Source organism: Pseudomonas sp. GW822-FHT02D10, assembly GCF_058802345.1.
Genome location: NZ_JBXAOB010000005.1, coordinates 356,324 through 381,805, shown reverse-complemented (window position 1 = coordinate 381,805; position 25,482 = coordinate 356,324). Strand labels below are relative to the sequence as shown.

22 protein-coding genes and 1 pseudogene are annotated in these 25,482 nt (G+C 59.3%); 11 read left to right on the top strand and 12 right to left on the bottom strand.

From position 1 onward, the window contains the following. The 7 genes from AC1RPZ_RS11580 to AC1RPZ_RS11550 all read right to left on the bottom strand — a co-directional run. A partial coding sequence (locus tag AC1RPZ_RS11580; protein WP_493137152.1) for a lipase family protein occupies positions 1–1,513 on the bottom strand: 1,513 nt, incomplete at its 3' end. Between the two features lie 12 nt (positions 1,514–1,525). After that, positions 1,526–2,320: a hypothetical protein gene (locus AC1RPZ_RS11575; RefSeq protein ID WP_493137151.1), complete on the bottom strand. Its 795-nt coding sequence runs from the start codon at positions 2,318–2,320 to the stop codon at positions 1,526–1,528. Between the two features lie 12 nt (positions 2,321–2,332). Continuing rightward, a complete protein-coding gene (locus AC1RPZ_RS11570) occupies positions 2,333–3,106 on the bottom strand; it encodes a hypothetical protein (RefSeq protein WP_493137150.1) in 774 nt (257 codons plus the stop codon). Continuing rightward, positions 3,103–3,957, bottom strand: coding sequence for a DUF4123 domain-containing protein (locus AC1RPZ_RS11565; RefSeq protein WP_493137149.1), 855 nt, complete (start codon positions 3,955–3,957; stop codon positions 3,103–3,105). Before AC1RPZ_RS11565 ends, AC1RPZ_RS11570 begins: the two co-directional genes overlap by 4 nt. After that, on the bottom strand, positions 3,954–6,026 hold the full coding sequence (locus AC1RPZ_RS11560; protein ID WP_493137148.1) for a type VI secretion system Vgr family protein: 2,073 nt from the start codon (positions 6,024–6,026) through the stop codon (positions 3,954–3,956). The genes AC1RPZ_RS11565 and AC1RPZ_RS11560 overlap by 4 nt, the downstream gene beginning before the upstream one ends. Positions 6,027–6,314: 288 nt before the next feature. Then, positions 6,315–6,767, bottom strand: coding sequence for a ribonuclease HI (gene rnhA, locus AC1RPZ_RS11555; protein ID WP_123424385.1), 453 nt, complete (start codon positions 6,765–6,767; stop codon positions 6,315–6,317). A gap of 92 nt (positions 6,768–6,859) precedes the next feature. Next, entirely contained in the window at positions 6,860–7,618 is a 759-nt protein-coding gene (locus AC1RPZ_RS11550) for a class I SAM-dependent methyltransferase (protein ID WP_493137147.1), read from the bottom strand. Between the two features lie 65 nt (positions 7,619–7,683). Here AC1RPZ_RS11550 and gloB point away from each other — a divergent pair, with 65 nt between their 5' ends. The 8 genes from gloB to fabI all read left to right on the top strand — a co-directional run bounded on the left by gloB (position 7,684) and on the right by fabI (position 18,286). Further along, positions 7,684–8,451: a hydroxyacylglutathione hydrolase gene (gene gloB, locus AC1RPZ_RS11545; RefSeq protein WP_493137146.1), complete on the top strand. Its 768-nt coding sequence runs from the start codon at positions 7,684–7,686 to the stop codon at positions 8,449–8,451. Positions 8,452–8,550: 99 nt separating this feature from the next. Continuing rightward, positions 8,551–9,975 (top strand): transglycosylase SLT domain-containing protein, encoded by a 1,425-nt coding sequence (locus tag AC1RPZ_RS11540; protein ID WP_493137145.1) that lies wholly within the window; start codon positions 8,551–8,553, stop codon positions 9,973–9,975. 118 nt (positions 9,976–10,093) lie between these two features. Continuing rightward, positions 10,094–11,926 (top strand): extracellular solute-binding protein, encoded by a 1,833-nt coding sequence (locus AC1RPZ_RS11535; protein ID WP_493137144.1) that lies wholly within the window; start codon positions 10,094–10,096, stop codon positions 11,924–11,926. Continuing rightward, positions 11,923–13,764 (top strand): extracellular solute-binding protein, encoded by a 1,842-nt coding sequence (locus AC1RPZ_RS11530; protein ID WP_493137143.1) that lies wholly within the window; start codon positions 11,923–11,925, stop codon positions 13,762–13,764. The genes AC1RPZ_RS11535 and AC1RPZ_RS11530 overlap by 4 nt, the downstream gene beginning before the upstream one ends. A 1-nt stretch (position 13,765) precedes the next feature. Then, positions 13,766–14,839: a microcin C ABC transporter permease YejB gene (locus AC1RPZ_RS11525; protein WP_493137142.1), complete on the top strand. Its 1,074-nt coding sequence runs from the start codon at positions 13,766–13,768 to the stop codon at positions 14,837–14,839. A gap of 1 nt (position 14,840) precedes the next feature. Then, entirely contained in the window at positions 14,841–15,860 is a 1,020-nt protein-coding gene (locus AC1RPZ_RS11520; protein ID WP_493137141.1) for an ABC transporter permease, read from the top strand. A gap of 1 nt (position 15,861) precedes the next feature. Further along, a complete protein-coding gene (locus AC1RPZ_RS11515) occupies positions 15,862–17,472 on the top strand; it encodes an ABC transporter ATP-binding protein (protein ID WP_493137140.1) in 1,611 nt (536 codons plus the stop codon). Between the two features lie 19 nt (positions 17,473–17,491). Continuing rightward, the gene (gene fabI, locus AC1RPZ_RS11510; protein ID WP_493137139.1) at positions 17,492–18,286 is read left to right on the top strand and encodes an enoyl-ACP reductase FabI; all 795 of its coding nucleotides are present in this window, start codon (positions 17,492–17,494) and stop codon (positions 18,284–18,286) included. Between the two features lie 177 nt (positions 18,287–18,463). On the opposite strand, the gene AC1RPZ_RS11505 is transcribed toward fabI, so the two are convergent. Further along, a complete protein-coding gene (locus AC1RPZ_RS11505) occupies positions 18,464–19,330 on the bottom strand; it encodes a LysR family transcriptional regulator (protein ID WP_493137138.1) in 867 nt (288 codons plus the stop codon). 114 nt (positions 19,331–19,444) lie between these two features. On the opposite strand from AC1RPZ_RS11505, the gene AC1RPZ_RS11500 reads away from it, so the two are divergent. After that, positions 19,445–19,870 (top strand): VOC family protein, encoded by a 426-nt coding sequence (locus tag AC1RPZ_RS11500; protein ID WP_493137137.1) that lies wholly within the window; start codon positions 19,445–19,447, stop codon positions 19,868–19,870. Between the two features lie 53 nt (positions 19,871–19,923). Here AC1RPZ_RS11500 and AC1RPZ_RS11495 read toward each other — a convergent pair whose 3' ends face one another. From AC1RPZ_RS11495 to AC1RPZ_RS11485, 3 genes and pseudogenes are all read right to left on the bottom strand, one after another. Then, the gene (locus AC1RPZ_RS11495) at positions 19,924–22,092 is read right to left on the bottom strand and encodes a xanthine dehydrogenase family protein molybdopterin-binding subunit (RefSeq protein WP_493137136.1); all 2,169 of its coding nucleotides are present in this window, start codon (positions 22,090–22,092) and stop codon (positions 19,924–19,926) included. A gap of 2 nt (positions 22,093–22,094) precedes the next feature. After that, positions 22,095–22,556, bottom strand: a complete 462-nt coding sequence (locus AC1RPZ_RS11490; RefSeq protein WP_493137166.1) for a (2Fe-2S)-binding protein — start codon at positions 22,554–22,556, stop codon at positions 22,095–22,097. Between the two features lie 206 nt (positions 22,557–22,762). Next, positions 22,763–23,185: pseudogene (locus AC1RPZ_RS11485) on the bottom strand (NnrS family protein); the annotation flags it as partial. Between the two features lie 307 nt (positions 23,186–23,492). On the opposite strand from AC1RPZ_RS11485, the gene AC1RPZ_RS11480 reads away from it, so the two are divergent. Then, positions 23,493–23,996: a VOC family protein gene (locus AC1RPZ_RS11480; protein WP_493137135.1), complete on the top strand. Its 504-nt coding sequence runs from the start codon at positions 23,493–23,495 to the stop codon at positions 23,994–23,996. Positions 23,997–24,033: 37 nt separating this feature from the next. Next, entirely contained in the window at positions 24,034–24,867 is an 834-nt protein-coding gene (locus AC1RPZ_RS11475) for a helix-turn-helix transcriptional regulator (RefSeq protein ID WP_493137134.1), read from the top strand. Between the two features lie 10 nt (positions 24,868–24,877). Here AC1RPZ_RS11475 and AC1RPZ_RS11470 read toward each other — a convergent pair whose 3' ends face one another. Beyond that, the gene (locus AC1RPZ_RS11470) at positions 24,878–25,465 is read right to left on the bottom strand and encodes a LysE family translocator (protein ID WP_493137133.1); all 588 of its coding nucleotides are present in this window, start codon (positions 25,463–25,465) and stop codon (positions 24,878–24,880) included. Positions 25,466–25,482: the final 17 nt, after the last annotated feature.

Sequence of the window (25,482 nt, the reverse complement as noted above, 5' to 3'; positions counted from 1 at the left end):
CGTAGGGTTCTCCCGTCCAGTTGGTGATCCCCGCGACAAACACCGAGAGGCCGAGCGGTACGTTGACGAAGGTTAATGCCAGCCCCGAGCCGAACACCTTGGCCTTGGTGTTCATCCAGGTGCCAGGCACGCTCGGCACCGGGTCGTTGTGATTCACCATGCGGTAATGCACCAGAGGCGCGGCGTTTTTGGCGAAGACGGCGTCACCGGCGCGGGGGGCGCCGTAGGTGTAGAGCTGGATGTCGTAGTTGAAGCCTGTTCTTCGACGCAGCATCTCAGAGAGCAACAACGCTACTGCACCACCCAGGCTGTGACCGCAAATCAGTAGTTTTTGCCCGGCGTAGAACCGATCCAGATAGCTCGCCGCGAAGGCTGCGGCTTTTTGGGCGGCCTCATAAAAGCCTCGGTGCACCTGACCCACACCTTCTTCAAACGGCACTTGAAACGCATCGGCATCGCGCAGGCCATCGGCGACGAGTTCATAGGTGCCACGCACGGCGATCAGGATCAGTTCGTCGTTGTGGGTGATGAAGGCCTGGGTATCGGTGGCTTCGGAGCCAAGATTCCTATCGTCGAGGAAGTGGATCTTGGCAGGGTGTTCCTGATCTTCACGCAGTTTGGGATCGTTGACCGGATAGAGACTGGGGTCGAACGGCACGATCTCCAGTCGCTTGGAATACGGCACCTCTTCATACAACGGGTAATAGGCGTTGGTTTGCGTGGAATCGACCCTCCACAGCTCATCGAACTTGGCCAGTGCATCCCCGAACCAGTTACCCACACTCGGTTGCAGCGGGAAACTCACACTGGCTTCTTCTATGGGGGGCTTGTCTGGCTTCTGGCCAAAGGGGCAATAGCTCAAGGTCGCCATCAGTGCGAGCTGGTAGAGGTTCAGCGCGCAAAATTCGGAGCCGGTGGACAGCATCGGGCACAAGGCCCGTAGCGGGCGCACTTCCAGCACCGTGTGTTTTTGCGGCATCAGGGCAACGCCGAGCAGGCCATGTTTGCCCATGATTTTCGCTGGTCCTGAACTCACGGGGTAATGGCGATACACCTCGGGCGGTAAATGCGCGACATGCTTGACCAGATGGCGCACTTCCACCTGATAATACACATCAGCGCAGGCTTGTGCGGGGTTGTCTTTAGTGCGGGTGGCGTTTTTGTTCCGGTAGCGGGTTTGCTCGGCGCGGACCTGGAGTTCAGTTATTTCGAGAGGATAGCTGTCTCTACGCTGACGTTCAGTATATGTCTTGTCATGTCCTTGGTACTTTTGATCAAGGGTTAACGCAATGGGTCCTGCAAAGTGGTTATCCACCTTGCCGTTGCCTGTGGCATCCAACCGACCAGTGTACTTTTGCCCCTCTGAATCGGTTACTTCATAGGCTAATCCGTCATAGGGTTCACCCGAGCCAAGTTCGTCCACCAACTGAAAGCTGGTCCACTTACCTTGCACGGGGCAGGCAAGCACGCGACTGCTCAAGGCTGAGTTCAGTTCTTCATCCATTAGTGTCATGTCGTCATTTCCTTATTCGGTGCAACCAGGATAAATGGTGCATTTCTGCCCATCCGGCATTTGAAAACCGCTGAAGTCTTTGTAGTTTCCGTAGCAGAACGCGTACTGGTCTTCAAAATTGTCACCCATGCAGCGCTTCCAGCCGTTCGGGAATTTGACCCAGGTATCTCCCATGTAGGGCCGTTCTTCGTCCGCCAACTTGATCGTCATCTTCACGGTCTTACCCGGTAGCTGATCGAGGGTGTACGCCGAGAACGGGCGACCACGCCCCGGCTCGCCCAGTGCATCGGTTTTTTTGCAATCGAGGATTTTTCTGAGGATGCGAGGCTTGCCTGAGGTGCGGAACAGCCATTGGCATTGCCCATAGAAGGTACTTTCGCCGGCTTCGCTGAAGGTGCCCTTGTACTGCTCCTCCAGCTCATCGCGAATGGCGACCACGGCGCTATCCCCACTGATGTCCCCCCAGTCCTTGCCGTAAGCCGAGTTGATTTCCAGCTTGATGCGCCTGATCACCAAGGGGCAGCCGCTGACCGTTCTGTGAAGGGCGATTTCAGATGTGGGGGTGTAGGATTCACGCCACTTCAAATTGAACCCCACTTCCGTGTTTCTCCCGCCCGGCACGCTGCAGGTTTCCCCTTTGGCCGGCTCATACACGGCGATGGCCTGATAGGCAAAATCGGGTGGTAGATCGGCGGTGAAGGTAAACGTGTTCGGTTGGCCGGTGGCGCAGCCTGCCGTTAAAGCGAGGCAACAACCCAAGGCAGGGATTTTAAGCAGCGACTTCACCTGCGAATTCAACGTTGTCATTGGGTAATGTCCTTATTCCGTGCAGCCGGGATAAATGGTGCATTTCTGCCCATCCGGCATTTGAAAACCGCTGAAGTCTTTGTAGTTTCCGTAGCAGAACGCGTACTGGTCTTCAAAGTTGTCGCCCATGCAGCGCTTCCAGCCGTTCGGGAATTTGACCCAGGTATCTCCCATGTAGGGCCGTTCTTCGTCCGCCAACCTGATCGTCATCTTCACGGTCTTACCCGGTAGCTGATCGAGGGTGTACGCCGAGAACGGGCGACCACGCCCCGGCTCGCCCAGTGCATTGGTTTTTTTGCAGTCGAGGATTTTTACAATGCGTCGCTTTGAGCCTGAAGTGCGGAACAGCCATTGGCATTGCCCGTAGAAGGTACTTTCGCCGGCTTCGCTGAAGGTGCCCTTGTACTGCTCCTCCAGCTCATCGCGAATGGCGACCACGGCGCTATCCCCACTGATGTCCCCCCAGTCCTTGCCGTAAGCCGAGTTGATTTCCAGCTTGATGCGCCTGATCACCAAGGGGCAGCCGCTGACCGTTCTGTGAAGGGCGATTTCAGATGTGGGGGTGTAGGATTCACGCCACTTCAAGTTGAACCCCACTTCCGTGTTTCTCCCGCCCGGCACGCTGCAGGTTTCCCCTTTGGCCGGCTCATACACGGCGATGGCCTGATAGGCAAAGTCGGGGGGTAGATCGGCGGTAAAGGTGAACGTGTTCGGCTGGTTGGTGGCGCAGCCGGCCGTTAAAGCAAGGCCGCAGCCCAGACTTACGGTGTGTAGCACGCGTTTCATAGAGGGGCGTCTCCTTGCCAAAATTCCACTGCCTGAGACACCCGTTCGAAGTGTTCGATTGGGTTCTCGTCAGGGCGCACTTGCCAGTGCACAGGCAGTGTATAGGCTGGCGCCTTCAAGCTCTGAGTCAGCAGAAACGCCAACTGCTCCGGCGCCGACCATCCCCACGCGCCAGCCAAGGCCAACTGGCTGCTCAGCCACGCCTCATGATCCTGTTGCTCGGCGAGCCTGGCGTAGGCCTCGACATGTTCAGCCAACAGATAGCGGTAAGCATTGGCGCGACGAATCTCCATGGCCTGATGTTTGGGTACAGGAATCTGCAGCCACAGCGGTTGATCAGGCACTGGGTACGCACCGGGAGCGGGATTGTCAGTGCTGGTCCAACGCTCCCCCTGCCAGTAACACACACTGATCGCCGGGCCGAGATAGGCCGGGTAGGCCTCGACGGGTAAATGCTCTAAAGCTCGGGTCAAAACGCGGTTGTCGTGAAAGCGATAGAGCGCCTGATGAGGCCGGGCGCCAATCATCAGGCGTTCGCGCCAATGCTTGGCCAGCGCGAGCAGGTCACCGTGTTGAAGGCTGGCGAACCAGCCCCAGTTGCGTTCCGGCACCTTGAGCAGTTCATGGATGTGTGAGTCGTCAGGATTGTCGAGGATAAAAATGAACGGCCCGGCGTCGGCCAACTCAGCTACCGGGGTTTCGCGGTACACCCTCAGGTACTGATCGTATGGGAGGGTCTTCAACAAGGACTGGCGCATTTCGTGTTCATCGGCTGAGTCCAGAACGAGGCATAAGGCGTGCCCAAGGCGTCGTTGTTCGCTCATCCATTGGCGAGGCAGTGGCTGAGTCATGCGGCGGCTCCTTGCGTCAGACAGATACCGTCTCGACAGGCTTCGCAGAGGGGACAGACATCCGACCCCATGGCTTTGCTGGCCGCCATGAGCGTGTTCTGTGAGGGCGCAATGATTGGCGGCAGTTGTGCTGGCGTCGACAAGGCGTCCAGCATCCCGGGCATCAATGGCGACGCGGATTTCCCGGCAACGGGTGCGCCACCGATAGCAAGCTCGGTGCTGCTGAAGATCGCGCCGCGGCCGAGCACGATATGCTGATCGCCGGTGTTTACGGTAATGCTCCCCCCTGCTTCCAGCACCAGATTGCCACCGGCCTTGATGTGCACGTCCTGACCGGCTTCGATCACCAGGGTTTGCCCGATACGGGTGTGGCTGCTGCTGGCGACATTCAGATAGTCGTTGGCCTTGAGCTGGACTTTGCGATCCGCCGTGACGGTGCGCTGTTCTTCGGCCTCCAGCACCGTGATGCTGTCGCCCTTGACGGTTTCCCGACGCTCGTTGCCCACTTCCAGCCGGCTGTCGTTTTCGACCTTCTGCTCCATGTCACGCTGGGCACGCAGGTAGATCAATTCCCGACCGACGCGGTCTTCCAGATGCAGTTCATTGAAGCCGCTGCTTTCCGGCGAACTGCGGGAACGAAACACGCTACGGGTTTTGTGTTCCGGCAGTTCATAGGGCACCGGGTTGGCGCTGTTGGCCAGGCAGCTAATGATCACCGGCTGATCGGGGTCGCCCTCCTGAAAGCTGACCTGCACTTCCATCCCGACCCGTGGGGTGGTGACGCTGCCATAGCCGTTACCGGCCAAGCTGGAGCCCACACGCAGCCAGCAACTGCTTTTGTCGTCGTGGCGACCTTCGCGATCCCAGTGAAACTGCACCTTGACCCGACCGTACTGATCGCAGTGGATCTCTTCACCCTTGGGGCCGGTGACCACAGCAGTCTGGATGCCGGGGATTCGCGGTTTTTTGTGGGTCAGCGGCGGGCGGTAGAACACATCCCAGGGCGTGGCGTTGAATCGGTTGCGGTAGCCCTGGAGGAAGCCATCTTCGCCGCCGACGGTGCTGGTCGCGTCCTCTTCAAGGACCGCCGGTTGCCGACCTTCGTGCTGAACCTCGGTCAGCAACCAGAGGTCATTCCACTCGTCGAGCGGATGTTCGGACAGTTGCACAAAGTGCCCGGAGACCAGAGCGGCCTGATCACTGTCACCGGACGCCAGGTAGTAGTCGGCACGAAGGCGTTCCAGTGCTCGCCGACTCAGGAACTTGCCACGCTCACGATGGGTAAAGCGGCCTGGGTAAGCGTAATCCTCCATATCCGGCTGAACCTTGTCGGTGTCGGGTCGATAGCCGGACTCGAGCAGGAAGCGGGCTTTTTCGAAGTCGTAATCGCGGCGCGTGACGTGGCTGGGGCGAACCGCCTCGCGCACATCAAACCGGTTGATCACCGGCCCCTCGGCGACCATGCCGCTGTCTTGTTTATAGGGCGTTGGTCGGTCGAGCCGGGGAAACACAGTCTGGTCATCGCCAAACACCAACACATGCTGATCGCGGCTGTGCCGGAAATGGTAATGCAGGCCTTCTTCCTGGCAGAGGCGCTGAATGAAAAACAGGTCTGATTCATCGTATTGCACGCAGAAGTCACGCGGGGGATAGGTCGAGCCCAGCTGAAACTGGTAGGCACCCGCGAGGATCCCATGTTCCTCCAGTATCCGCGCGATGATCTGCGGGACCGCCAGTTGCTGAAAAATACGCTGGTTGGTGCGCTGCTCCAGAAAGGCCAGCTGTGGCACCAGGGTCAGGCGATACCGGGTCAGACGCTTGACCGAGCCGGCTCGGGCAAAACCGTAAACGTGCCCGTGTATGCCTGCACCGCGGTCGTTGAACGCCAGAAAGGCCTGTTTAAGCAGCGGGCTTTCACGATTCAGATCGGGGCGCTCGCTGACCAGTTCGACATCGAAGGCATAGGGCGTGCTGATGGACTCCTGGCCGGTGAACGAGAGGACTTCAAGGTCATGTTTGAAGTCGTTGATCGTCAGACTGAAACGGGAATGCGGGTTAGTGTTGAACATCCGTTGTTCCTTCGGCGATGGCTAAGGACACTCACACCCGAGTTGAGTAACTCAGCTGCAATGACACGAACGCTAACAAAATCGCCTAGGGGAAAATGTAGGAGAGGTCCCGAAAGATTGAAGGACGTTGCCTTGATAGATCAAACCCCATCCAAGGAGAAGACGAGGGCTGCTGAATGATTTGATGGCGGGGTTGGAGGGGCTTTAACGATCAAAAAATCGTCCGAACGCGGCCCGAGCCTTCGCCAGCGCCACAGGGGGCGCATTCCAACGGAGCTGGCGAAGAGATCAGTCCTGCTTGTAACCCCGGACATCGTCGACGCCACGGTTGGCCAACTGGTCGGCGCGTTCGTTGCCGGGATGCCCGATGTGGCCGCGTACCCATTTCCAGGTGACGTTGTGGCGATTGACTTGTTCGTCGAGCAGTTTCCACAGATCAGCGTTTTTCACCGGCTCTTTCGCCGCTGTTTTCCAGCCGCGTTTCTTCCAGTTGTCCATCCACTCATTGATGCCTTTCATCACGTATTGCGAGTCGGTGACCAGCAGTACGTCGCAGGAACGCTTGAGTTCTTCGAGGCCGCGAATCGCACCCATCAGTTCCATGCGGTTGTTGGTGGTATTGGCTTCGCCGCCCCAGAGTTCCTTTTCAACGCCCTTGCACACCAGCAGTGCGCCCCAGCCGCCTGGGCCAGGGTTACCCTTGCAGGCGCCGTCGGTGAAGAGTTCTACGCTATCGCTCATGCCAACCTATCCAGAAAATGTCTGTGGCTTGCCGATCAATGACCGACAACGCCCGAGGCCGGGCAAGCCCGGCCGGGAAAATTAAGAGTCTATTACGGCTCGCTGTGGCGTCGGTTGACCTTGGCCATCGGCAGCGGGATCAACTTGCCCATGGGCTCGCGGCGCACCTGGCGGACCGGTCGCAAGCCAACGACGATCTTGCGCGCCACCAATAAATAGAAGCCCCCACCGGACAGCTGCCAGTCACCGGCCTTGCGTTCCCAACCGGCCAAGCGGGCTTGCCATGCCGGGGATGCAAGCGGCGGACGATAGCACCCGAAGCGGCGTTTCTCCAGCGCAAACCCCAGCAGGTTGAGCCAGTCGGCGACCCGCGACGGCGAAATGCAGCGTGCCTTGCGCAAGGCGTCATGGGCAAACACATGCCGCAGCCCCCAACTGCTCCAGGGGTTGATGCCGATAATCAGCAAATGCCCGCCGGGACGTACGCTACTGGCGGCTTCGCGCAGCAAACCATGGGGTGACAGGCAGAAATCCAGCCCATGTTGCATCACCACCACGTCGGCGGCGTGCTCACTGAGCGGCCAGGCCTGTTCTTCGCAAACAATCTCGACGCCCGGCAGCGGAGCCCCGAGGCGCACGTTACGTTGTACTTGCGGTGCCGAGGGTGGCGTTTCGGCCGAAGGGCCGTAATGCACCAGGTAACCGCCAAAGAAACGCCCCAACTCGTCTTCGAGCATCCGGCGTTCTTCATCCAGCAAAAATTGCCCGATGGGACCTGACAGCCACTCGCGGGCGGCGCTGATCAATGCCAGCCAGTCAGGATCAGCCTGAGCGAACGCTTTATCGGTCATTGCATTCTCCAACTCGCCAAGAAGTTCTAAGATGCACCATTGTTTTCCGCTTGGCGAATCCCGCGATGATACAGATCAGTGCCCTTCCCGCCTTCACCGACAACTACATCTGGTTGTTACAGGATCACCACAACCAGCGTTGCGCCGTGGTCGATCCGGGTGATGCCGCACCCGTGCAGGCCTGGCTCGCCATGCATCCCGGGTGGAAACTCAGCGACATTCTGGTCACTCATCACCACCATGATCACGTCGGCGGCGTCGAGCAGCTGAAAAAAGCGACGGGCGCCACGGTCTACGGCCCGGCGAGCGAATACATTCCGGCGCGCGATGTGGCCCTCCACGATAACGACCGGATCAACGTGCTCGGCTGTGAGTTCGAGGTGCTCGCGGTGCCTGGACACACGCTGGGGCACATTGCCTACCACCACCTCGGCCTGCTGTTTTGCGGCGATACACTGTTTGCCGCCGGTTGCGGTCGTCTGTTCGAAGGCTCGCCCGAACAGATGCACCACTCGCTGAGTCGTCTGGCGGCACTGCCCGAAGATACGCTGGTGTACTGCACCCACGAGTACACCCTGAGCAACCTGCGCTTTGCCGCCGCTGTCGAGCCGAATAACCCGGACATTGCCGAGCGTCTCGAGAAAGTCTCCCAATTACGCGAGTCCGGAGGCCTGTCGCTGCCGTCGACCCTGGCGCTGGAGAAGCTCACCAACCCTTTTCTGCGTACTGGCGAAACATCTGTTAAAGAAAAAGCAGACGAACGGAATGGCCGGGACAACCGGGCTCCTAGTGAGGTTTTTGCGGCCCTTAGGGCTTGGAAAGATACGTTCTAAACGGGGCCACTATTGGTCCGAAAATTCTGAATGGTTGACCGCACCCCGTGCGCTTTCTAGAATCGCCCGACATTTTCGCCCGGAACTAACTTCCAGCCAATGTCGTCATCTATTCGTAAATCCATCAATTCAGACGCATTGACCCGCTTGGCTCAAGCCATCGCGGTGGCTGTGTCCGCCACTCTGGCGGGCTGCCAAAGCACCAGCCATGTGCCGCAAACCGACGCGACACATACGCTTTCCGCCCGGACCAAGCAAAAACCTATCTGGCTCAGTGAAAAGCCATCGCCGCTTGCCGCACAAGACGTCTGGGAGCGCATGCGCCAGGGCTTCCAGTTGCAGGACGGGCTCGGCGTCAACCCGCGTATCGAGCAACAGCGCCTGTGGTTCGCCAGCAATCCATCGTTTCTTCAAGGCGCCAGCGAACGTGGCAGCCTGTACATTCACTACATTGTCGAACGCCTCGAAGAACGCAACATGCCGCTGGAACTGGCGCTGTTGCCAGTGATTGAAAGTGCCTACAACCCGATGGCCTACTCGCGCTCCGATGCGGTCGGCCTGTGGCAGTTCATCCCGTCCACCGGGCGTTACTTCAACCTGCGTCAAACCCGCTTCTACGACGGTCGTCGCGACATTACCGCGTCGACTATCGCGGCGATGGACTACCTGACCCGCCTGCACGACATGTTCAACGGTGACTGGCTGCTGGCCCTGGCGGCCTACAACGCCGGTGAAGGCACGGTCAGCCGGGCCATCGAGCGTAACGAAAAGCTCGGCTTGCCAACCGACTACTGGAACCTGCCGCTGCCGGCGGAAACCCAGGCGTATGTGCCCAAGCTGCTGGCCTTGTCACAAGTGGTGCTGTCGCCGGAAGCCTATGGCGTGAACCTCAACCCAATCGCCAACCGCCCCTACTTCGAAGTCGTCGAAATCAACCAGCGCATGGACCTGTCCAAGGTTGCCGAAGTGGCCAACATCGACGAAGACGAGCTGTTCCAGCTCAACCCGGCCTTCAAACAACGCACGACCATCGACGGCCCCCAGCATTTGCTGGTGCCGACATCCAAGGCGCAATTGCTGACCGCCAGCCTGTCGACCATGAAACCCGAAGAACTGATCAGCAAGCGTGCGTTGAAACCGGTTTTCGAAGGTGCTGACGACAGTGAGTTGGCCAAGCTCAAGCGCAGCTATCGAGTCAAACGCGGCGATAACCTGACACAGATTGCCAAGGCCAACAAAGTCGAGGTCAAAGACCTGCAACACTGGAACAAGCTGAACGGCAAGGACCTCAAGGTGGGCCAGACCCTAGTGATGCGAGACACCAGCAAGCGCAGCACACGCATCAGCACGGTGGTTGCGGCCAACAACAAGAAGCAGACCCAGTACAAGGTCAAGCAAGGCGACTCGCTGTACATCGTCGCCAAACGTTTCAACGTTGAGATGCAACACCTCAAGCGCTGGAATCCACGTGTTGGCCAGGCCCTCAAGCCTGGACAGGTGCTGACGGTTTCTTCCCCGCATTGAGTTGATGCGATCTTTTTTTGCGCCTGAACGCTGCTTTAATCCGCTACCTTTTTCCTGTCGATACAAGCTGTTACTGTACGGTCCACAAAGCCCAAGCCGCCTGGATCGGATCTCTGCCTTGAAGCGTCCCCTCCTCCTGCTCCTAATCAGTCTGGCCTTGAGCTTCCCTGCAAGCGCAACGATCATCGAAAGCCATGGTTATGCGCAGTTCGGCACACTCAAGTACCCGACCCGATTCACCCACTTCGACTGGGTTAACCCGCAAGCGCCCAAGGGCGGAACCTTGCGGGTCATGGCGTTTGGCACCTTCGATACGCTCAACCCCTACACCTTCAAGGGCACCAGCCCGGTCGCGACACCGAACTTTCTGCAATACGGCATCAATGAGCTGAATGAACCGCTGATGGTCGGCACCGGCCAATATGCGCCATCCGGCGATGAACCCGCGTCCAGTTACGGATTGATCGCCCAGTCCGTCGAATACAGCGAAGACCGTAGCTGGGTGGTGTTCAATCTGCGCCCGGAAGCGCGCTTTCACGATGGCACGCCAATCACAGCCTACGACGTCGCGTTTTCCTATCGCTTGCTGCTCAACGAAGGTCATCCGCAATACCGTACCAACCTTCAGGAAGTACAAAGGGTCGACATCCTCAACCCACAACGCATCCGCTTTGTATTCAAACGGGCCGGCAACCCGTTGCTGATCCTGCGCCTGGGCGAGTTGCCGGTATTGCCGCAGCATTACTGGAAAGATCGAGACTTCAAGGCCACCACCTTCGAACCACCGCTGGGCAGCGGCCCTTATCGCATCACCCAGGTACAACCGGGCCGACAGTTGGTGTTCGAGCGGGTCAAGGATTACTGGGGCAAGGACCTGCCGGTCAATCGCGGCAAGTACAACTTTGATCGCGTTGAAGTCGAGTTTTATCGCGACAGCGACGTGGCGTTCGAGGCCTTCAAGGCGGGAGAGTTCGACATCTATATCGAGCACCAGGCCAAGAACTGGGCCAATGGTTACAGTTTCCCGGCCGTACGGCGTGGCGAGGTGATCAAGGCGCAGATCGACCACCAGATTCCGACCCAGACCCAAGGTCTGTTCATGAACACTCGACGCGGCACGTTTGCCGACGACAAGGTCCGTGAAGCCCTGGGTTTGATGTTCGACTTCGAATGGACCAACCGCGCACTGTTCAGCGGTGCCTACAAGCGGGCCATGAGTTACTACCCCAACAGCGAGTTCGCAGCCTCAGGCTTACCGGTCGGCCACGAATGGCTGATGCTCTCGCCCTACCGCGACCAACTGCCCGCCAAACTGTTTACCGAGCCCTTCAGCCTGCCGCAGACCGACGGCCGCGGCATCCCCCGGGAGACCCTGCGCCGGGCGCTGGGTTTGCTCGCCGAGGCTGGCTGGAAGCTCAATGGCCAGCACCTGCAAAACGCTGCCGGACAGCCACTGCGATTCGAGATCCTGCTGGTCAATCCGAACCTGGAACGCATCCTCCAGCCCTACACCGAGACTCTCGCCAGCATCGGCATCGACGCACACCTGCGCACCGTAGACCGCGCCCAGTACAAGCAACGTCTGGACCAGTTCGATTTCGACATGATCCTGATGACCCTCGACCAGACCCTCAGCCCAGGACTTGAGCAGTGGCAGTACTTCCACTCGAGCCAGGCCTCGGTCAAGGGCAGCAAGAATTACGCGGGCGTTGCCAACCCGGTGATCGATCATCTGCTGGAACAGCTGCTCGCGGCTAAATCCCGTGACGAGCAACTGGCTGCCGGCAAAGCGCTGGACCGGGTGCTCCTGTGGCAGCACTACAGCATTCCCAACTGGTATATCAATTATCATCGCCTGGCGTACCGCAACCGGTTCGCCTTCGTCACCACGCCGCCCTACACCCTGGGGCTGAATGCGTGGTGGCTGAAGACTTCGGAGAAAGCCCAATGATGCGTTTGCGTACCCTGCTGGGTCTGGTCTTTGCGGGGCTTGCCTGCACGGCCCACGCCGCCCCGCAGCACGCCCTGACCCTGTACAACGAACCGCCGAAGTACCCGGCCGACTTCAAACACTTCGATTACGTGAACCCGGACGCGCCCAAGGGCGGAATCTTCCGTCAGGCCGGCTTCGGTGGCTTCGACAGCCTCAACCCGTTCATCAGCAAGGGGGTGGCTGCCGAGGATATCGGCCTGATCTACGACACCCTGGCCAAACACGGGCTCGACGAACCGTTTACCGAATACGGCTTGATCGCCGGCAAAATCGAAAAGGCGCCGGACAACAGCTGGGTACGCTTCTACCTGCGCCCCGAAGCGCGTTTTCATGACGGCCATCCGGTGCGTGCCGAAGACGTGGTGTTCAGCTTCCAGACCCTGATGAAAAACGGCGCGCCGCTCTATCGCGGTTACTACAGCGATGTCGACGAAGTGATCGCCGAGGATCCGTTGCGGGTGCTGTTCACGTTCAAGCACACCAGCAACCGTGAGCTACCGCTGATCCTCGGACAGCTTGCGGTATTGCCCAAGCACTGGTGGGAAAACCGCGACTTCAGCAAGGGCAATCTGGAAATCCCGTTGGGCAGCGGCCCGTACAAGGTCAGTGAGGTCAAGGCCGGACGCTCGGTCCGCTATGAGCGGGTCAAGGACTACTGGGGCAAGGACCTGCCGGTCAATCGCGGTTTTTACAACTTCGACACCATGACCACCGATTACTACCGCGACAACACCGTCGCGCTGGAAGCACTGAAGGCCGGGCAGTTCGACTACTGGCTGGAGATGAGCGCGAAAAACTGGGCCAACGCCTACAACACTCCGGCCATCGCCGCGGGTCGGCTGATCAAGGAACAGATTCCGAACGGCAACCCCACCGGCATGCAGGGTTTCGTCTTCAACCTGCGCCGCCCGGTGTTTCAGGACGTGCGCGTGCGCCAGGCGCTGAGCCTGTTGCTGGACTTCGAATGGACCAACAAGCAGCTGTTCAACGGTGCCTATGCGCGCACCCGAAGTTACTTCGAAAACTCGGAAATGGCCGCCACCGGCCTGCCGGATCAGGATCAACTGGCAATCCTTGATCCGTTCAGAGGCAAAATCCCCGATCAGGTCTTCAGCGAAGCGTTCCAGAACTCCGTCTGTGACGGCAGCGGAATGATCCGTGCCCAACAGCGCAAGGCCTATCAACTGTTGCAGGAGGCCGGCTGGCGGATCGTCGACGACAAGATGGTCGACACCACCGGCAAACCGGTGAGCATCGAGTTCCTGCTGGCGCAGACCGAGTTCGAGCGGGTGCTGTTGCCGTTCAAGCGCAACATGAGTGACCTGGGGATCGACCTGGTGATTCGCCGGGTCGACGTGTCGCAGTACATCAACCGGGTACGCTCGCGCGACTTCGACATGGTGGTTGGCAGCTTCCCGCAGTCCAGCTCTCCGGGGAATGAACAGCGCGAATTCTGGAAGTCCGAAAGCGCCGACAAACCCGGCAGCCGCAATTACATGGGCCTGAAAGACCCGGCAGTCGATGAACTGGTCGAAGAGCTGATCAACGCCGATTCGCGCAAAAGCCTGGTAGCCCACGCCCGGGCGCTCGACAGGGTGTTGCAATGGGGCTATTACGTGATCCCCAACTGGCACATCAAGACCTGGCGCGTGGCTTACTGGAATCATATTGGCCACCCGAAAGTCTCACCGACCAATGACGTGGGCATTTCCACCTGGTGGGTCAAACCCGACGCAAAACCTGCGATCGAAGTGCTGACCGAAGAGCAAGCCGCCCCTGCAGGCGTGGAGCAATAAGATGCTGGCGTATATTTTTCGGCGACTGTTGCTGATCATTCCGACCCTGTTCGGCATTCTGCTGATCAATTTCGTGATCATCCAGGCCGCCCCTGGCGGTCCGGTGGAACAGATGATCGCCAAACTCGAAGGCTTCGAAGGCGCCACCAGCCGCATCGCCGGCGGCGGTGCCGAAGTCTCGGTGGCCGGTTCCAGCTATCGCGGCGCCCAAGGCCTGGACCCGGCGCTGGTCAAGGAAATCGAGCACATGTACGGCTTCGACAAATCGGCGCCAGAACGCTTGTGGATCATGATCAAGAACTACGCCACCCTGGATTTCGGCGACAGTTTCTTCCGTGACGCCAAGGTCATCGACCTGATCAAGGAAAAGATGCCAGTGTCGATCTCCCTCGGGCTCTGGAGCACGCTGATCATGTACCTGGTGTCGATCCCGCTGGGGATCGCCAAGGCCACCCGGCACGGCAGCCATTTCGATGTCTGGACCAGTTCGGCGATCGTCGTCGGCTACGCGATCCCGGCGTTCCTGTTTGCGATCCTGCTGATCGTGGTGTTTGCCGGTGGCAGTTACCTGGACTGGTTCCCCTTGCGCGGCCTGACCTCGAACAACTTCGATCAGCTGAGCTGGGCCGGCAAGATTCGCGATTACTTCTGGCACATAGCGCTGCCAGTGACGGCACTGGTGATCGGTAACTTCGCGACCATGACCCTGTTGACCAAAAACAGCTTCCTCGACGAGATCAACAAACAGTACGTCGTCACCGCCAAGGCCAAGGGCCTGACCCGGCATCGCGTGCTCTATGGCCATGTGTTCCGCAACGCCATGCTGCTGGTGATCGCCGGCTTCCCTTCGGCCTTCATCGGGATTTTCTTCACCGGTTCGTTGCTGGTGGAAGTGATCTTCTCGCTCGACGGCATGGGCCTGATGAGTTTCGAAGCGGCGATCAACCGTGACTACCCGGTGGTGTTCGGCACCCTGTTCATCTTCACCCTGCTGGGGCTGGTGGTGAAACTGATTGGCGACCTCACCTACACCCTGGTCGATCCACGTATCGACTTCGAACACCGGGAGCATTGAGATGAACCTGTCCCCTCTCAATCGCCGACGTTTCGAACGATTCAAGGCCAACAAGCGCGGCTGGTGGTCACTGTGGCTGTTTTTGATTCTGTTTGGCGCGAGCCTCGGTGCCGAGCTGATCGCCAACGACAAGCCGCTGGCGGTGCATTACGACGGCCAATGGTATTTCCCGGCGCTTAAGCGTTACCCGGAAACCACCTTCGGTGGCGAATTTCCGCTGGAAGCCAACTACAAGAGCCCGTACATCCGCGAACTGCTCAAGGCCAAGGACGCCTGGACCTTGTGGGCGCCGATCCCGTTCAGCTACCAAAGCATCAACTACGACCTGAAAGTCCCGGCACCGGCACCGCCCTCGGCAGACAATCTGCTGGGCACCGACGATCAGGGCCGCGACGTGTTGGCGCGGGTGATTTACGGCTTCCGGGTGTCAGTGCTGTTTGCCCTGACGCTGACCATTCTGAGTTCGATCATCGGCGTGATTGCCGGCGCCTTGCAGGGTTTCTATGGCGGCTGGGTCGATTTGGCCGGGCAGCGTTTCCTGGAGATCTGGTCGGGTTTGCCGGTGCTGTATCTGCTGATCATCCTCGCCAGTTTCGTGCAGCCGAACTTCTGGTGGCTGCTGGGGATCATGCTGCTGTTTTCCTGGATGAGCCTGGTCGACGTGGTCCGCGCCGAGTTCCTCCGCGGGCGCAACCTGGAATACGTACGCGCCGCCCGCGCGCTGGGCATGCAGAACGGCGCGATCATGTACCGCCACATCCTGCCCAACGCCATGGTCTCGACCATGACCTTCATGCCGTTCATCCTCACGGGCGCCATCGGCACCCTGACCGCACTGGACTTCCTCGGCTTCGGCCTGCCGGCAGGCAGTGCATCGCTGGGTGAACTGGTGGCTCAGGGCAAATCCAACCTGCAAGCGCCGTGGCTGGGCATGAGTGCCTTTGCGGTGTTGGCGGTGATGTTGAGTTTGCTGGTGTTCATCGGCGAGTCTGCTCGCGATGCCTTCGACCCGAGGAAGTGAAATGAATCAGGACAATCTGATCGAAGTACGCAACCTCTCTGTCGAGTTTGTGGTCGGTGAGCGCGTGCAACGGGTGGTGGAAGGCGTCAGCTTCGACATCAAGCGCGGTGAAACCCTGGCACTGGTCGGCGAAAGCGGCTCCGGCAAATCGGTGACGGCGCACTCGATCCTGCGCCTGTTGCCCTACCCCTTGGCGCGGCACCCCACTGGCACCATCAACTACTCCGGGCATGATCTGCTGTCGCTGAAAGAGAAAACCATCCGGCACATTCGTGGCAACCGGATTGCGATGATCTTTCAGGAACCGATGACCTCGCTGAACCCGCTGCACTCGATCGAGAAACAGATCAACGAGGTACTGGGTATTCACAAAGGCCTGACGGGCAAGGTCGCGACCCAGCGCACCCTGGAGCTGCTGGAACTGGTGGGCATTCCCGAACCGCACAAACGGCTCAAGGCCCTGCCCCATGAATTGTCCGGCGGCCAGCGTCAGCGCGTGATGATCGCCATGGCCCTGGCCAACGAACCGGAACTGCTGATTGCCGACGAACCGACCACCGCGCTGGACGTGACTGTTCAGCTGAAAATCCTCGAACTGCTCAAGGAACTGCAAGCCCGTCTGGGCATGGCCCTGCTGCTGATCAGCCACGATTTGAACCTGGTCCAAAGAGTCGCGCATCGCGTATGTGTCATGCAGAGAGGTTGCATCGTCGAACAGGCGTCGTGCGAAGAGCTGTTCCGCGCGCCGCAGCATCCTTACACTCGAGAGCTGCTGGCGGCGGAGCCTCGCGGCAACCCGGCGACCAATGTCATCGGCCCGCCATTGCTGCAAGTCGAGGACCTGAAAGTCTGGTTCCCGATCAAAAAAGGTTTTTTGCGGCACACCGTCGATTACGTCAAAGCGGTGGATGGCATCAACTTCAGCCTGCCACAGGGCCAGACCCTGGGCATTGTCGGCGAGAGCGGTTCGGGCAAGTCCACGCTGGGTCTGGCGATTTTGCGGTTGATTGCCAGCAAAGGCGCGATCCGTTTTGAAGGCAAGTCGTTAGACTGCCTGTCGCAGCAACAGGTAAGGCCGCTACGGCGGGAAATGCAGGTGGTCTTTCAAGACCCCTTCGGTAGCCTGAGCCCACGGATGAGCGTGAGCCAGATCGTCGGCGAAGGCCTGCGGATACACCGGATCGGTACAGAGACCGAGCAGGAACTGGCGATTATCGCGGTACTCAAGGAAGTCGGTCTGGACCCGGCAACCCGGCACCGCTATCCCCATGAGTTTTCCGGCGGACAACGGCAGAGAATCGCGATTGCCCGGGCCCTGGTGCTAAAGCCGGCGTTGATTTTGCTGGACGAGCCGACCTCGGCCCTCGACCGCACCGTGCAACGCCAAGTGGTTGAACTGCTGCGCACACTGCAAAGCAAGTACAACCTGACGTATCTGTTTATCAGCCATGACCTGGCTGTGGTGAAAGCGCTGAGTCACCAGTTGATGGTGATCAAGCATGGCCAAGTGGTCGAACAAGGTGATGCGCAAGGTATCTTTGCCGCACCGCAACATCCCTATACACAGCAGTTGCTGGAGGCCGCTTTCCTGGCACCAGCCACTGCGCAATAACCTGAAAGAGGAGCAACACATGGGTTTTCTCGCCGGTAAGCGCGTACTGATCGTCGGTGTCGCCAGCAAGCTGTCCATCGCATCCGGCATCGCTGCCGCCATGCATCGCGAGGGCGCTGAGCTTGCCTTCACTTATCAGAACGACAAACTCAAGGGTCGTGTCGAAGAGTTCGCACAAGGCTGGGGTTCGAGCCCTGAGCTGTGCTTCCCGTGCGACGTGGCCAGCGATGAAGAAATCGCCAAGGTTTTCGAAGCGCTGAGCAAAAAATGGGACGGTCTGGACTGCATCGTGCACTCCGTTGGCTTCGCACCGGGCGACCAACTGGACGGCGACTTCACCGAAGCCACCACCCGTGACGGTTTCCGCATCGCTCACGACATCAGCGCCTACAGCTTCGTGGCCCTGGCCAAAGCCGGTCGCGAGATGATGAAAGGCCGCAACGGCAGCCTGCTGACCCTGTCCTACCTGGGCGCCGAGCGTACCATGCCGAACTACAACGTCATGGGCATGGCCAAGGCTTCCCTGGAAGCTGGCGTTCGTTACCTGGCCGGCTCCCTGGGCCCGGAAGGCACCCGCGTCAACGCGGTATCGGCTGGCCCGATCCGCACCCTGGCCGCTTCCGGCATCAAGAACTTCCGTAAAATGCTGGCCGCCAACGAAGCGCAAACTCCACTGCGTCGCAACGTCACCATCGACGAAGTCGGCAACGCCGGCGCCTTCCTGTGCTCGGACCTGGCGTCCGGCATCAGCGGCGAAATCATGTATGTGGACGGCGGCTTCAACACCACCGCCATGGGCAACATCGAAGAGTAATCTTCGCGCTTTAACAAGAAACCCGCCGATTGGCGGGTTTTTTTGTACCCGTTATTCCAGACTCGCCGCGAACCACTGTGGGAGCGAGCTTGCTCGCGATAGCCTCCTGACAGGCGACATTGATGTTGAATGTTACAGCCTCATCGCGAGCAAGCTCGCTCCCACAGGGTTATAGGGTCAGCCATCGATCTGTGTCAGACACTGCGCAAACAACTGCTGGATCGGTTGTGTACGCTGGCTGTAGCGCTGCAACAGTACGATCTCCCGATAGAACGTCAGTTCGCCCAGCGAGAGGATCCTGACTTTCGCCCCGTACTCAAGCCAGAGCCCCGCCCGCGGAATCAACGCTACCCCCAGCCCGCACTCGACCATTTTCACGATCGCCTCCAGCTCATCCAGCTCCAACGCGACTTTGACCTCAATCTGCTGCTCGCGCAGAAAGCGTGTCACCAGCCGTCCACCGAACGAGTTGCGGTCATAACGCACATGCGGATGCGTGCTGAGCACCTGCAACGGATCCTCGCCTTCAAGGTCCGGCGGCACGATCAACACAAAAGGCTCCTGCCGAATCACGTGGGCCGACAGCTCCTTGGGCAACTCAAAGGGTGGTTTGATCAGGATCGCCAGATCAAGCTCGCCAGCGTCGACCTGACTCAACAGGTTGAGTGACACACCGGGCACCAGTTTCGGCTCGAGCAACGGCGCCTGCTGTCGCAAGCGCAGCAATGCCTGGGGCAGCAAACCGGTTTGGGCAGTCGCCACAGCGCCGACTCTCAATTCCCCGCGAAACTCACTGACGTCGTCACTGACCGCCATGCGCTGAAAGGTTTCGAGGATTTCCCGGGCCATCGGCAACGCCCGCTGGCCCGCCGCGTTGAGGATGGCCTGACGCCCGGTGCGATCGAACAGACGAATACCCAGCGCCTGCTCCAGGTTGCGCATTTGCGCGCTGACGGCCGATTGCGTCAGGCCAATGTGCATGCCGGCTGCGGCGAACGTGCCATAGCGAGTCACTGCGATGAAGGTTTTCAGTTCACGCAGCATGAGCGCCTCGATTGATCGATTTTATTTGAGCTGGGAGCAAAAATTATCGTCTTTTAATCAAAAATCACAAGACTAGAATCAGCTCAACTCTCCTGTCATCGAGGCTTGATCATCATGCGTCTCTCCCCTTTTCATCTGGCCATTCCGGTGTATGACCTCGCCGCCGCGCGGCTTTTCTATGGCCAGGTGTTCGGTCTGGAGGAAGGACGCTCCAGCGAGCACTGGGTGGACTTCAACTTTTTCGGCCACCAATTGGTCATCCACGAACACCCGAAAACCGCCACCCAGGAATCCGCCCACACCAATGCCGTGGACGGTCACGACGTGCCGGTCCCGCATTTCGGCGTGGTGCTGTCGATGGAAGAATGGGAGTCCCTGGCCGAACGGCTCACGTCGCTGGGTACTCGCTTCGTGATCGAGCCCGGTATTCGCTTCAAAGGACTGGTGGGCGAGCAGGCGACGATGTTTCTGTTCGACCCGTGCGGCAACGCGCTGGAGTTCAAGGCGTTCAACGACTTCGAGCAGTTGTTCGCCAAGTAATCTCCAGCGTCGTACCAGCCTACGAGCGGATGTAGCTCAAATGTCTGCGCATCTCACACCCCCGCCAGTTGCAACGGCAGTTCGCGCAACCGTTGCCCGGTCAAGGCAAACACCGCATTGGCCACCGCCGGCGCCGTCGGTGGCACCCCGGTCTCACCGATACCGCCCGGTTTCTCAGTGCTGGGGACGATGTGCACCTCGACCACCGGCATTTCATTCAGACGCAACACCTGAAAGTCATGGTAATTGGACTGCACCACTTTCCCGTCCTTGAAGGTCAGCTTGCTGTGCAAGGTGAACCCCAGGCCGAAGGTGATGCCGGACTCCATCTGCGCGGCGATGCTCGCCGGGTTCACCACAATGCCGCAATCGACCGCACAGACCACCCGGTGTACGCGGATCTTCAGGTTGTCCTGGGACACCTCGGCCACTTGCGCGACGTAACTGCCAAAAGACTCATGCACCGCCACACCCAACGCATGCCCCGCAGGCAACGGTTCCCTCCAGTTAGCCTTCTCTACCGCCAGGTTCAGCACGCCCAGATGTCGCGGATGCTTCTTGAGCAGGCTCCGTCGGTATTCCACTGGATCCTTGCCGGCCGCCGTGGCCAGCTCATCGATCAATGACTCGACGACAAACGCTGTGTGAGTGTGCCCCACCGAGCGCATCCAGAGCACACTGATGCCGGTTTTCGGCGAATGCAGATCGACCAGATGATTGGCCAGTCCCTTGATGTACGGGCTGTCGGCCACGCCTTCGACCGAGGTGGCGTCGACGCCGTTCTTGACCATCGTCGCTTCGAATGAGGTGCCGTCCATGATCGACTGCCCGACCAGTACGTGCTGCCAGGCCTGGGGCATGCCTTTGGCGTCCAGGCCAATGCGTGCCTTATGGAGGAACGCCGAGCGGTAGTACCCCCCGCGTATATCGTCCTCCCGCGACCAGACAGTTTTCACCGGAGCACCGGCCGCCTTGGCGACTTGCACCGCTTCACTGACAAAGTCCGAGGTCGGATTGGCTCGACGACCAAAACCGCCCCCGAGGAATTCGGTATGAATCTCGACCTGCTCGGGTTTGAGCCCGGTGATTTTCGCCGCGATCATTTGGTCCAGCGTCTGGAATTGGGTGCCGGTCCAGATTTCGCATTTGTCCGAGGTGATTTTCACCGTGCAGTTGAGCGGCTCCATCGGTGCATGGGCCAGGTAGGGAACGTTGTATTCAGCCTCTACCGTCTTCACTGCCTTGCTCAACGCGGCACTGATATCGCCCGCCTGGCTGGCCGGAGTACCGGGAATCGCGGCCAGTTTGCGGAAGTTTTGCAGTAAGGCGTCACTGTCCAGATCGGCATTGGGCCCCAGGTCCCAGTCGATTTTCAGCGCATCGCGGCCGAGTTTAGCGGCCCAATAATGATCGGCCACCACTGCTATGCCCGTCGGCACCTGCACGACTTTATGCACGCCCGGCAGTGCCAGTGCCGCTGCGCCGTCGAATGATTTGACGCTGCCGCCAAATACCGGTGGGCGTGCAACCATGGCCGTCAGCAATCCATCGAACTGCACATCCATGCCGAATTTCGCCTGGCCGGTGATTTTTTCCGGAGTATCCAGGCGCTTGGTCGGTTTGCCGATGATCTTCCAGTCCTTGGCCTCCTTGAGCTTGATCGACGCCGGATCCGGCACCGGCAGTTGGCCGGCATCATTGGCCAACTCACCGTAAGTAGCGCGCTGATTGCCGGCGATCACCACACCCGGCTCGGTTCGTACTGTCGAGGGTGCGACGTTGAATCGCTTGGCGGCGGCCTCGATCAACATCAAGCGTGCAGCCGCACCGGCCTGACGGTAGCGGTCGAATTCCATCCAGGTCGAGGTCGAGCCTCCGGTGATCTGCATGCCACCAAACGCCGGCAAACCATAATCGGCTGCCGATGCCGGTGCATGCTCGACGCGGATCTTCGTCCAGTCGGCGTCCAGTTCTTCGGCGATCAGCATGCTCAGGCCGGTCCAGATCCCCTGCCCCATTTCGGAGTGCCCCAACAGCACGGTCACGCTGCCATCAGGGGCGATGCGCAAAAAGGCGTTGGGGGCGAACACTGCATCCGGCGCCGATGCCGCTTGCGCGAAGCGATTGCTCCCCGGAATAACAAACGCCACCACCAAACCAGCACCGAGCACGGCACTGCTTTTCAAAAAGTCCCGTCGAGAAGTATCGATCTGCGCATTCATCGTCATGCCTCCCCGATTTGCGCAGCGCGTTTGACCGCCGCACGAATGCGCGGGTAGGTCCCGCACCGACAGATATTGCCCGACAGCGCCTGATCGATGTCGCTGTCGCTCGGCGAGGGGATTTTCGCCAGCAAAGCCGCCGCCGACATGATCTGCCCCGATTGACAGTATCCGCATTGCACCACGTCGATCTCGGCCCAGGCGCGCTGCACCGGGTGCGAACCGTCGCTCGACAAGCCTTCGATGGTGAGGATTTTCTGGCCGTTGGCGACGGCCGCCGCCGGGGTGATACAGGAGCGTAACGGCGCACCGTCGATATGCACCGTGCAGGCGCCGCACTGCGCCATGCCGCAGCCGAACTTGGTACCGGTCAAGTGCGCGACATCGCGCAATACCCACAACAACGGCATGTCGCCGGGCACTTCCAGGGATTGGTCTTTGCCATTGATATTGAGCGTCAGCAAGGCGATCTCCTCAGTCACTCACGATGTCCTTTCATGGCGTCACTGTGGCAACGACTGCCTACGCGCGCCTCGGTTTATCCATTGAGCTAAGCGCAATTTTCCCGAAGCCTTGACTTGCGCGACCACCGGTCACAAAAAAGGGCCACTTGCGAGGAAGCAGCCCTGTGTTTCAAACCATCAACCGACCTACACCCTCGGCCCCAGCAAGGCTGCAACAGGCGCCCGGTATGCCCGAGGCTGACTCGCGCAATCATCGCCAGAACCAATCCGCCAACACCACCGACCGCCAGCGAATGCGTGGCCAGGCTTTGTTGCGGCATCACGCCCAGTTGCCACAGCGCCATGCCCCACAAGGTCAGCAACTGACACCCGGCCAGCACACTGATCATCAGCAGAATCGGGTAGTTTTCGCGTTTGCGTGCGGCGATCAGATCGCTTCCCAGCGCCACAGCCAGCAGCGGCAAAAAAGGCACTTGCAACGCCAGCAGCCACGGAGCGGAAACCGGCATCAGCCAGGCCAGCCATGCCACCAGCCATACCAGCAACAACCCCAGCAGCGGCCAGCCGGACAAACCGGGGCGGCCAGTCCAGCTGGGTACGGCGGTCAGCAGGAAACCACCGATGATCGATCCGGTGCAGAGCAGGCTGAGGGTTGCTGATGCATTCGAACATTTTGGCGTACTCCCTGAAGCGGTTCAGTTGTACGTATTGACTATCAAGTCGCGTACCAGCTTTCAAAGCCCAGAAAACAGTACTTTGCAGCCTATATAGTCAATATGACTCAAGTGCAAACAGGTCTAAATGATCTTATAAATTGTCATTATGACTACTGTCGATATCCAGACGCTCTCACCTTGTCGATTGACGGTTACGCCCGACGACCATCGGCTGACTACGCTAATAGTCCAGCCTGATCACTCTTAGAGGAGAACCTTCATGTCGCGCATTCAGAAACTCACGCCCTGCCTGTGGTTCGACGATCAGGCCGAAGCCGCCGCGCAGTTCTACTGTTCGGTGTTCGAACACTCGACCATTACCGCCATCACCCACTATGGCAAGGCCGGTTTCGAGCTCCATGGCCGGCCCGAGGGTTCGGTGATGACCGTCAGTTTCGTGCTCGATGGCCAGACCTTCACCGCGCTCAATGGCGGTCCGGTGTTCCGCTTTAACGAGGCCATCTCGTTTCAGGTCAACTGCCATACCCAGTATGAAATCGACCACTTCTGGAACGCACTGTCCGCCGGTGGTGACAAACAGGCCCAGCAATGCGGCTGGCTCAAGGACAAGTTCGGCCTGTCCTGGCAAATCGTGCCCGTGGTGATGATGGAAATGATGACTGACAGGGACGCCGCCAAATCCCAGCGCGTCATGCAGGCGATGTTGCAGATGAAGAAACTCGACATCGCCACACTTGAACGAGCCTTTAATGGCGAGAGCTAATACACTGCCCCACGGGACTGCCAAAGGACGCTCGCAGATGAAACACGCCATCGCCAAAAATGCCGACAAAGCCCCTCGCTTCTGGCGCGATGACGCATTGCCTTTCATCGAAGCGCGCTCCATCGCCGACGGTCGCGAAGTCTGCTACGCCCGACATTCCCACGAGCACTTTTCCATCGGTGCGATCACCGCCGGGCGCAGCACCTATCTCCATGAACACGCCGCGTTTGAAGTCGGCAGCGGCACCGTGGTGCTGATGAACCCCGGCGATGTCCACGCCTGTAACCCGATCGACGATCAGCCGTGGTCTTATCGCATGCTGTATGTCGATACGCCGTGGCTGACCGACCTTCAGCATCAACTGGGGTTCAGCAAAGAGCTGGACTTTCGGCGCTTTTCAACCACCCACTGCAACGACGCCGGGATGTTTAGCGGGCTTAATCAGCTGTATGACGTACTGCTCGACGAACAGCTGGAAACGCTGCAAAAACACAGTGCCGCCGTAGCGTTTTTTACCGAAGTGCAGCAAACGCTCAATCCGGCTGAACCGAGCGTTCGCGAGCCCAACCTCAAGCTGGAGCGAGCGGCCGAGTACATCCGCGACAACTGCACCCTGTCGCTGAAACTCGAAGACATCTGCGAGGCGGCAGATCTGTCGGCGTCGTACCTGATCCGCGCTTTCAAGCAGCATTACGGCATGACGCCCCACGCGTTCCTGGTCAACCGCCGCATCCAGTTCGCCCGCAGCCAACTGCGTCGGGGCAAGTTGATTGCCGACGTGGCGCTGGAAGCCGGGTTCTCCGATCAGGCGCATTTTCAGCGAGCGTTCAAACAGCATTTGGCCGCGACGCCAGGGCAGTATCGCGGTTGAAACCCGAGATTTATGGCAACAACAAATAACCCGCACTCACCGCCAGCAAGGACGCCATCAACCGGTTGAACAACCGCATGCCGCCGGCATTGCTCAGGTACTGCCGCAGAAAAGTCCCGGCATAAGCCCAGCAAGCCACCGACAGGTAGCAGACCACCAGATACACCGCCGCAAACTGCCAGACCAGTTGCGCTTCGCCATCGGCAACAAAAGCCCCCATCCCCGCGACACAGGCCAGCCAGGCTTTAGGGTTCAACCATTGCATCAGCGCACCATAGAACATCGTCGGCGCTTGCCCTGAATCACCCGTATTAAGCCGACCATCGTCAGTCGCGAGCTTCCAGGCCATGAACAACAGAAACGCCACCCCGAACAACTGCACCACCCGCGTCAGCGAAGGCCAGAGCCGCAGCAACTCGTGCAGACCCAACCCCATCAACACCAGCAACAGCACAAACCCCAGCGTTGCACCCGCTACATGCCGTTGGCTGGCGCGAAAGCCGAATTGCGCGCCCGAGCTCAGCGCAACGATGTTCACCGGCCCTGGGGTAATCGACGACGCCAGCGCAAACGCGGCCATGGAAATGATCAGACTCATTGCACACCTTCTTCAAT

Excerpts from the sequence above, each read along its gene's own strand:
- AC1RPZ_RS11495 (WP_493137136.1), bottom strand. The coding sequence starts at position 22,092 with ATGAATGCGCAGATCGATACTTCTCGACGGGACTTTTTGAAAAGCAGT.
- AC1RPZ_RS11525 (WP_493137142.1), top strand. The coding sequence starts at position 13,766 with ATGCTGGCGTATATTTTTCGGCGACTGTTGCTGATCATTCCGACCCTG.
- AC1RPZ_RS11575 (WP_493137151.1), bottom strand. The coding sequence starts at position 2,320 with ATGACAACGTTGAATTCGCAGGTGAAGTCGCTGCTTAAAATCCCTGCC.
- AC1RPZ_RS11500 (WP_493137137.1), top strand. The coding sequence starts at position 19,445 with ATGCGTCTCTCCCCTTTTCATCTGGCCATTCCGGTGTATGACCTCGCC.
- AC1RPZ_RS11520 (WP_493137141.1), top strand. The coding sequence starts at position 14,841 with ATGAACCTGTCCCCTCTCAATCGCCGACGTTTCGAACGATTCAAGGCC.
- AC1RPZ_RS11565 (WP_493137149.1), bottom strand. The coding sequence starts at position 3,957 with ATGACTCAGCCACTGCCTCGCCAATGGATGAGCGAACAACGACGCCTT.
- gloB (WP_493137146.1), top strand. The coding sequence starts at position 7,684 with ATGATACAGATCAGTGCCCTTCCCGCCTTCACCGACAACTACATCTGG.
- AC1RPZ_RS11530 (WP_493137143.1), top strand. The coding sequence starts at position 11,923 with ATGATGCGTTTGCGTACCCTGCTGGGTCTGGTCTTTGCGGGGCTTGCC.
- AC1RPZ_RS11550 (WP_493137147.1), bottom strand. The coding sequence starts at position 7,618 with ATGACCGATAAAGCGTTCGCTCAGGCTGATCCTGACTGGCTGGCATTG.
- fabI (WP_493137139.1), top strand. The coding sequence starts at position 17,492 with ATGGGTTTTCTCGCCGGTAAGCGCGTACTGATCGTCGGTGTCGCCAGC.
- AC1RPZ_RS11515 (WP_493137140.1), top strand. The coding sequence starts at position 15,862 with ATGAATCAGGACAATCTGATCGAAGTACGCAACCTCTCTGTCGAGTTT.
- AC1RPZ_RS11505 (WP_493137138.1), bottom strand. The coding sequence starts at position 19,330 with ATGCTGCGTGAACTGAAAACCTTCATCGCAGTGACTCGCTATGGCACG.
- AC1RPZ_RS11570 (WP_493137150.1), bottom strand. The coding sequence starts at position 3,106 with ATGAAACGCGTGCTACACACCGTAAGTCTGGGCTGCGGCCTTGCTTTA.
- AC1RPZ_RS11475 (WP_493137134.1), top strand. The coding sequence starts at position 24,034 with ATGAAACACGCCATCGCCAAAAATGCCGACAAAGCCCCTCGCTTCTGG.
- AC1RPZ_RS11560 (WP_493137148.1), bottom strand. The coding sequence starts at position 6,026 with ATGTTCAACACTAACCCGCATTCCCGTTTCAGTCTGACGATCAACGAC.
- AC1RPZ_RS11540 (WP_493137145.1), top strand. The coding sequence starts at position 8,551 with ATGTCGTCATCTATTCGTAAATCCATCAATTCAGACGCATTGACCCGC.
- AC1RPZ_RS11470 (WP_493137133.1), bottom strand. The coding sequence starts at position 25,465 with ATGAGTCTGATCATTTCCATGGCCGCGTTTGCGCTGGCGTCGTCGATT.
- rnhA (WP_123424385.1), bottom strand. The coding sequence starts at position 6,767 with ATGAGCGATAGCGTAGAACTCTTCACCGACGGCGCCTGCAAGGGTAAC.
- AC1RPZ_RS11480 (WP_493137135.1), top strand. The coding sequence starts at position 23,493 with ATGTCGCGCATTCAGAAACTCACGCCCTGCCTGTGGTTCGACGATCAG.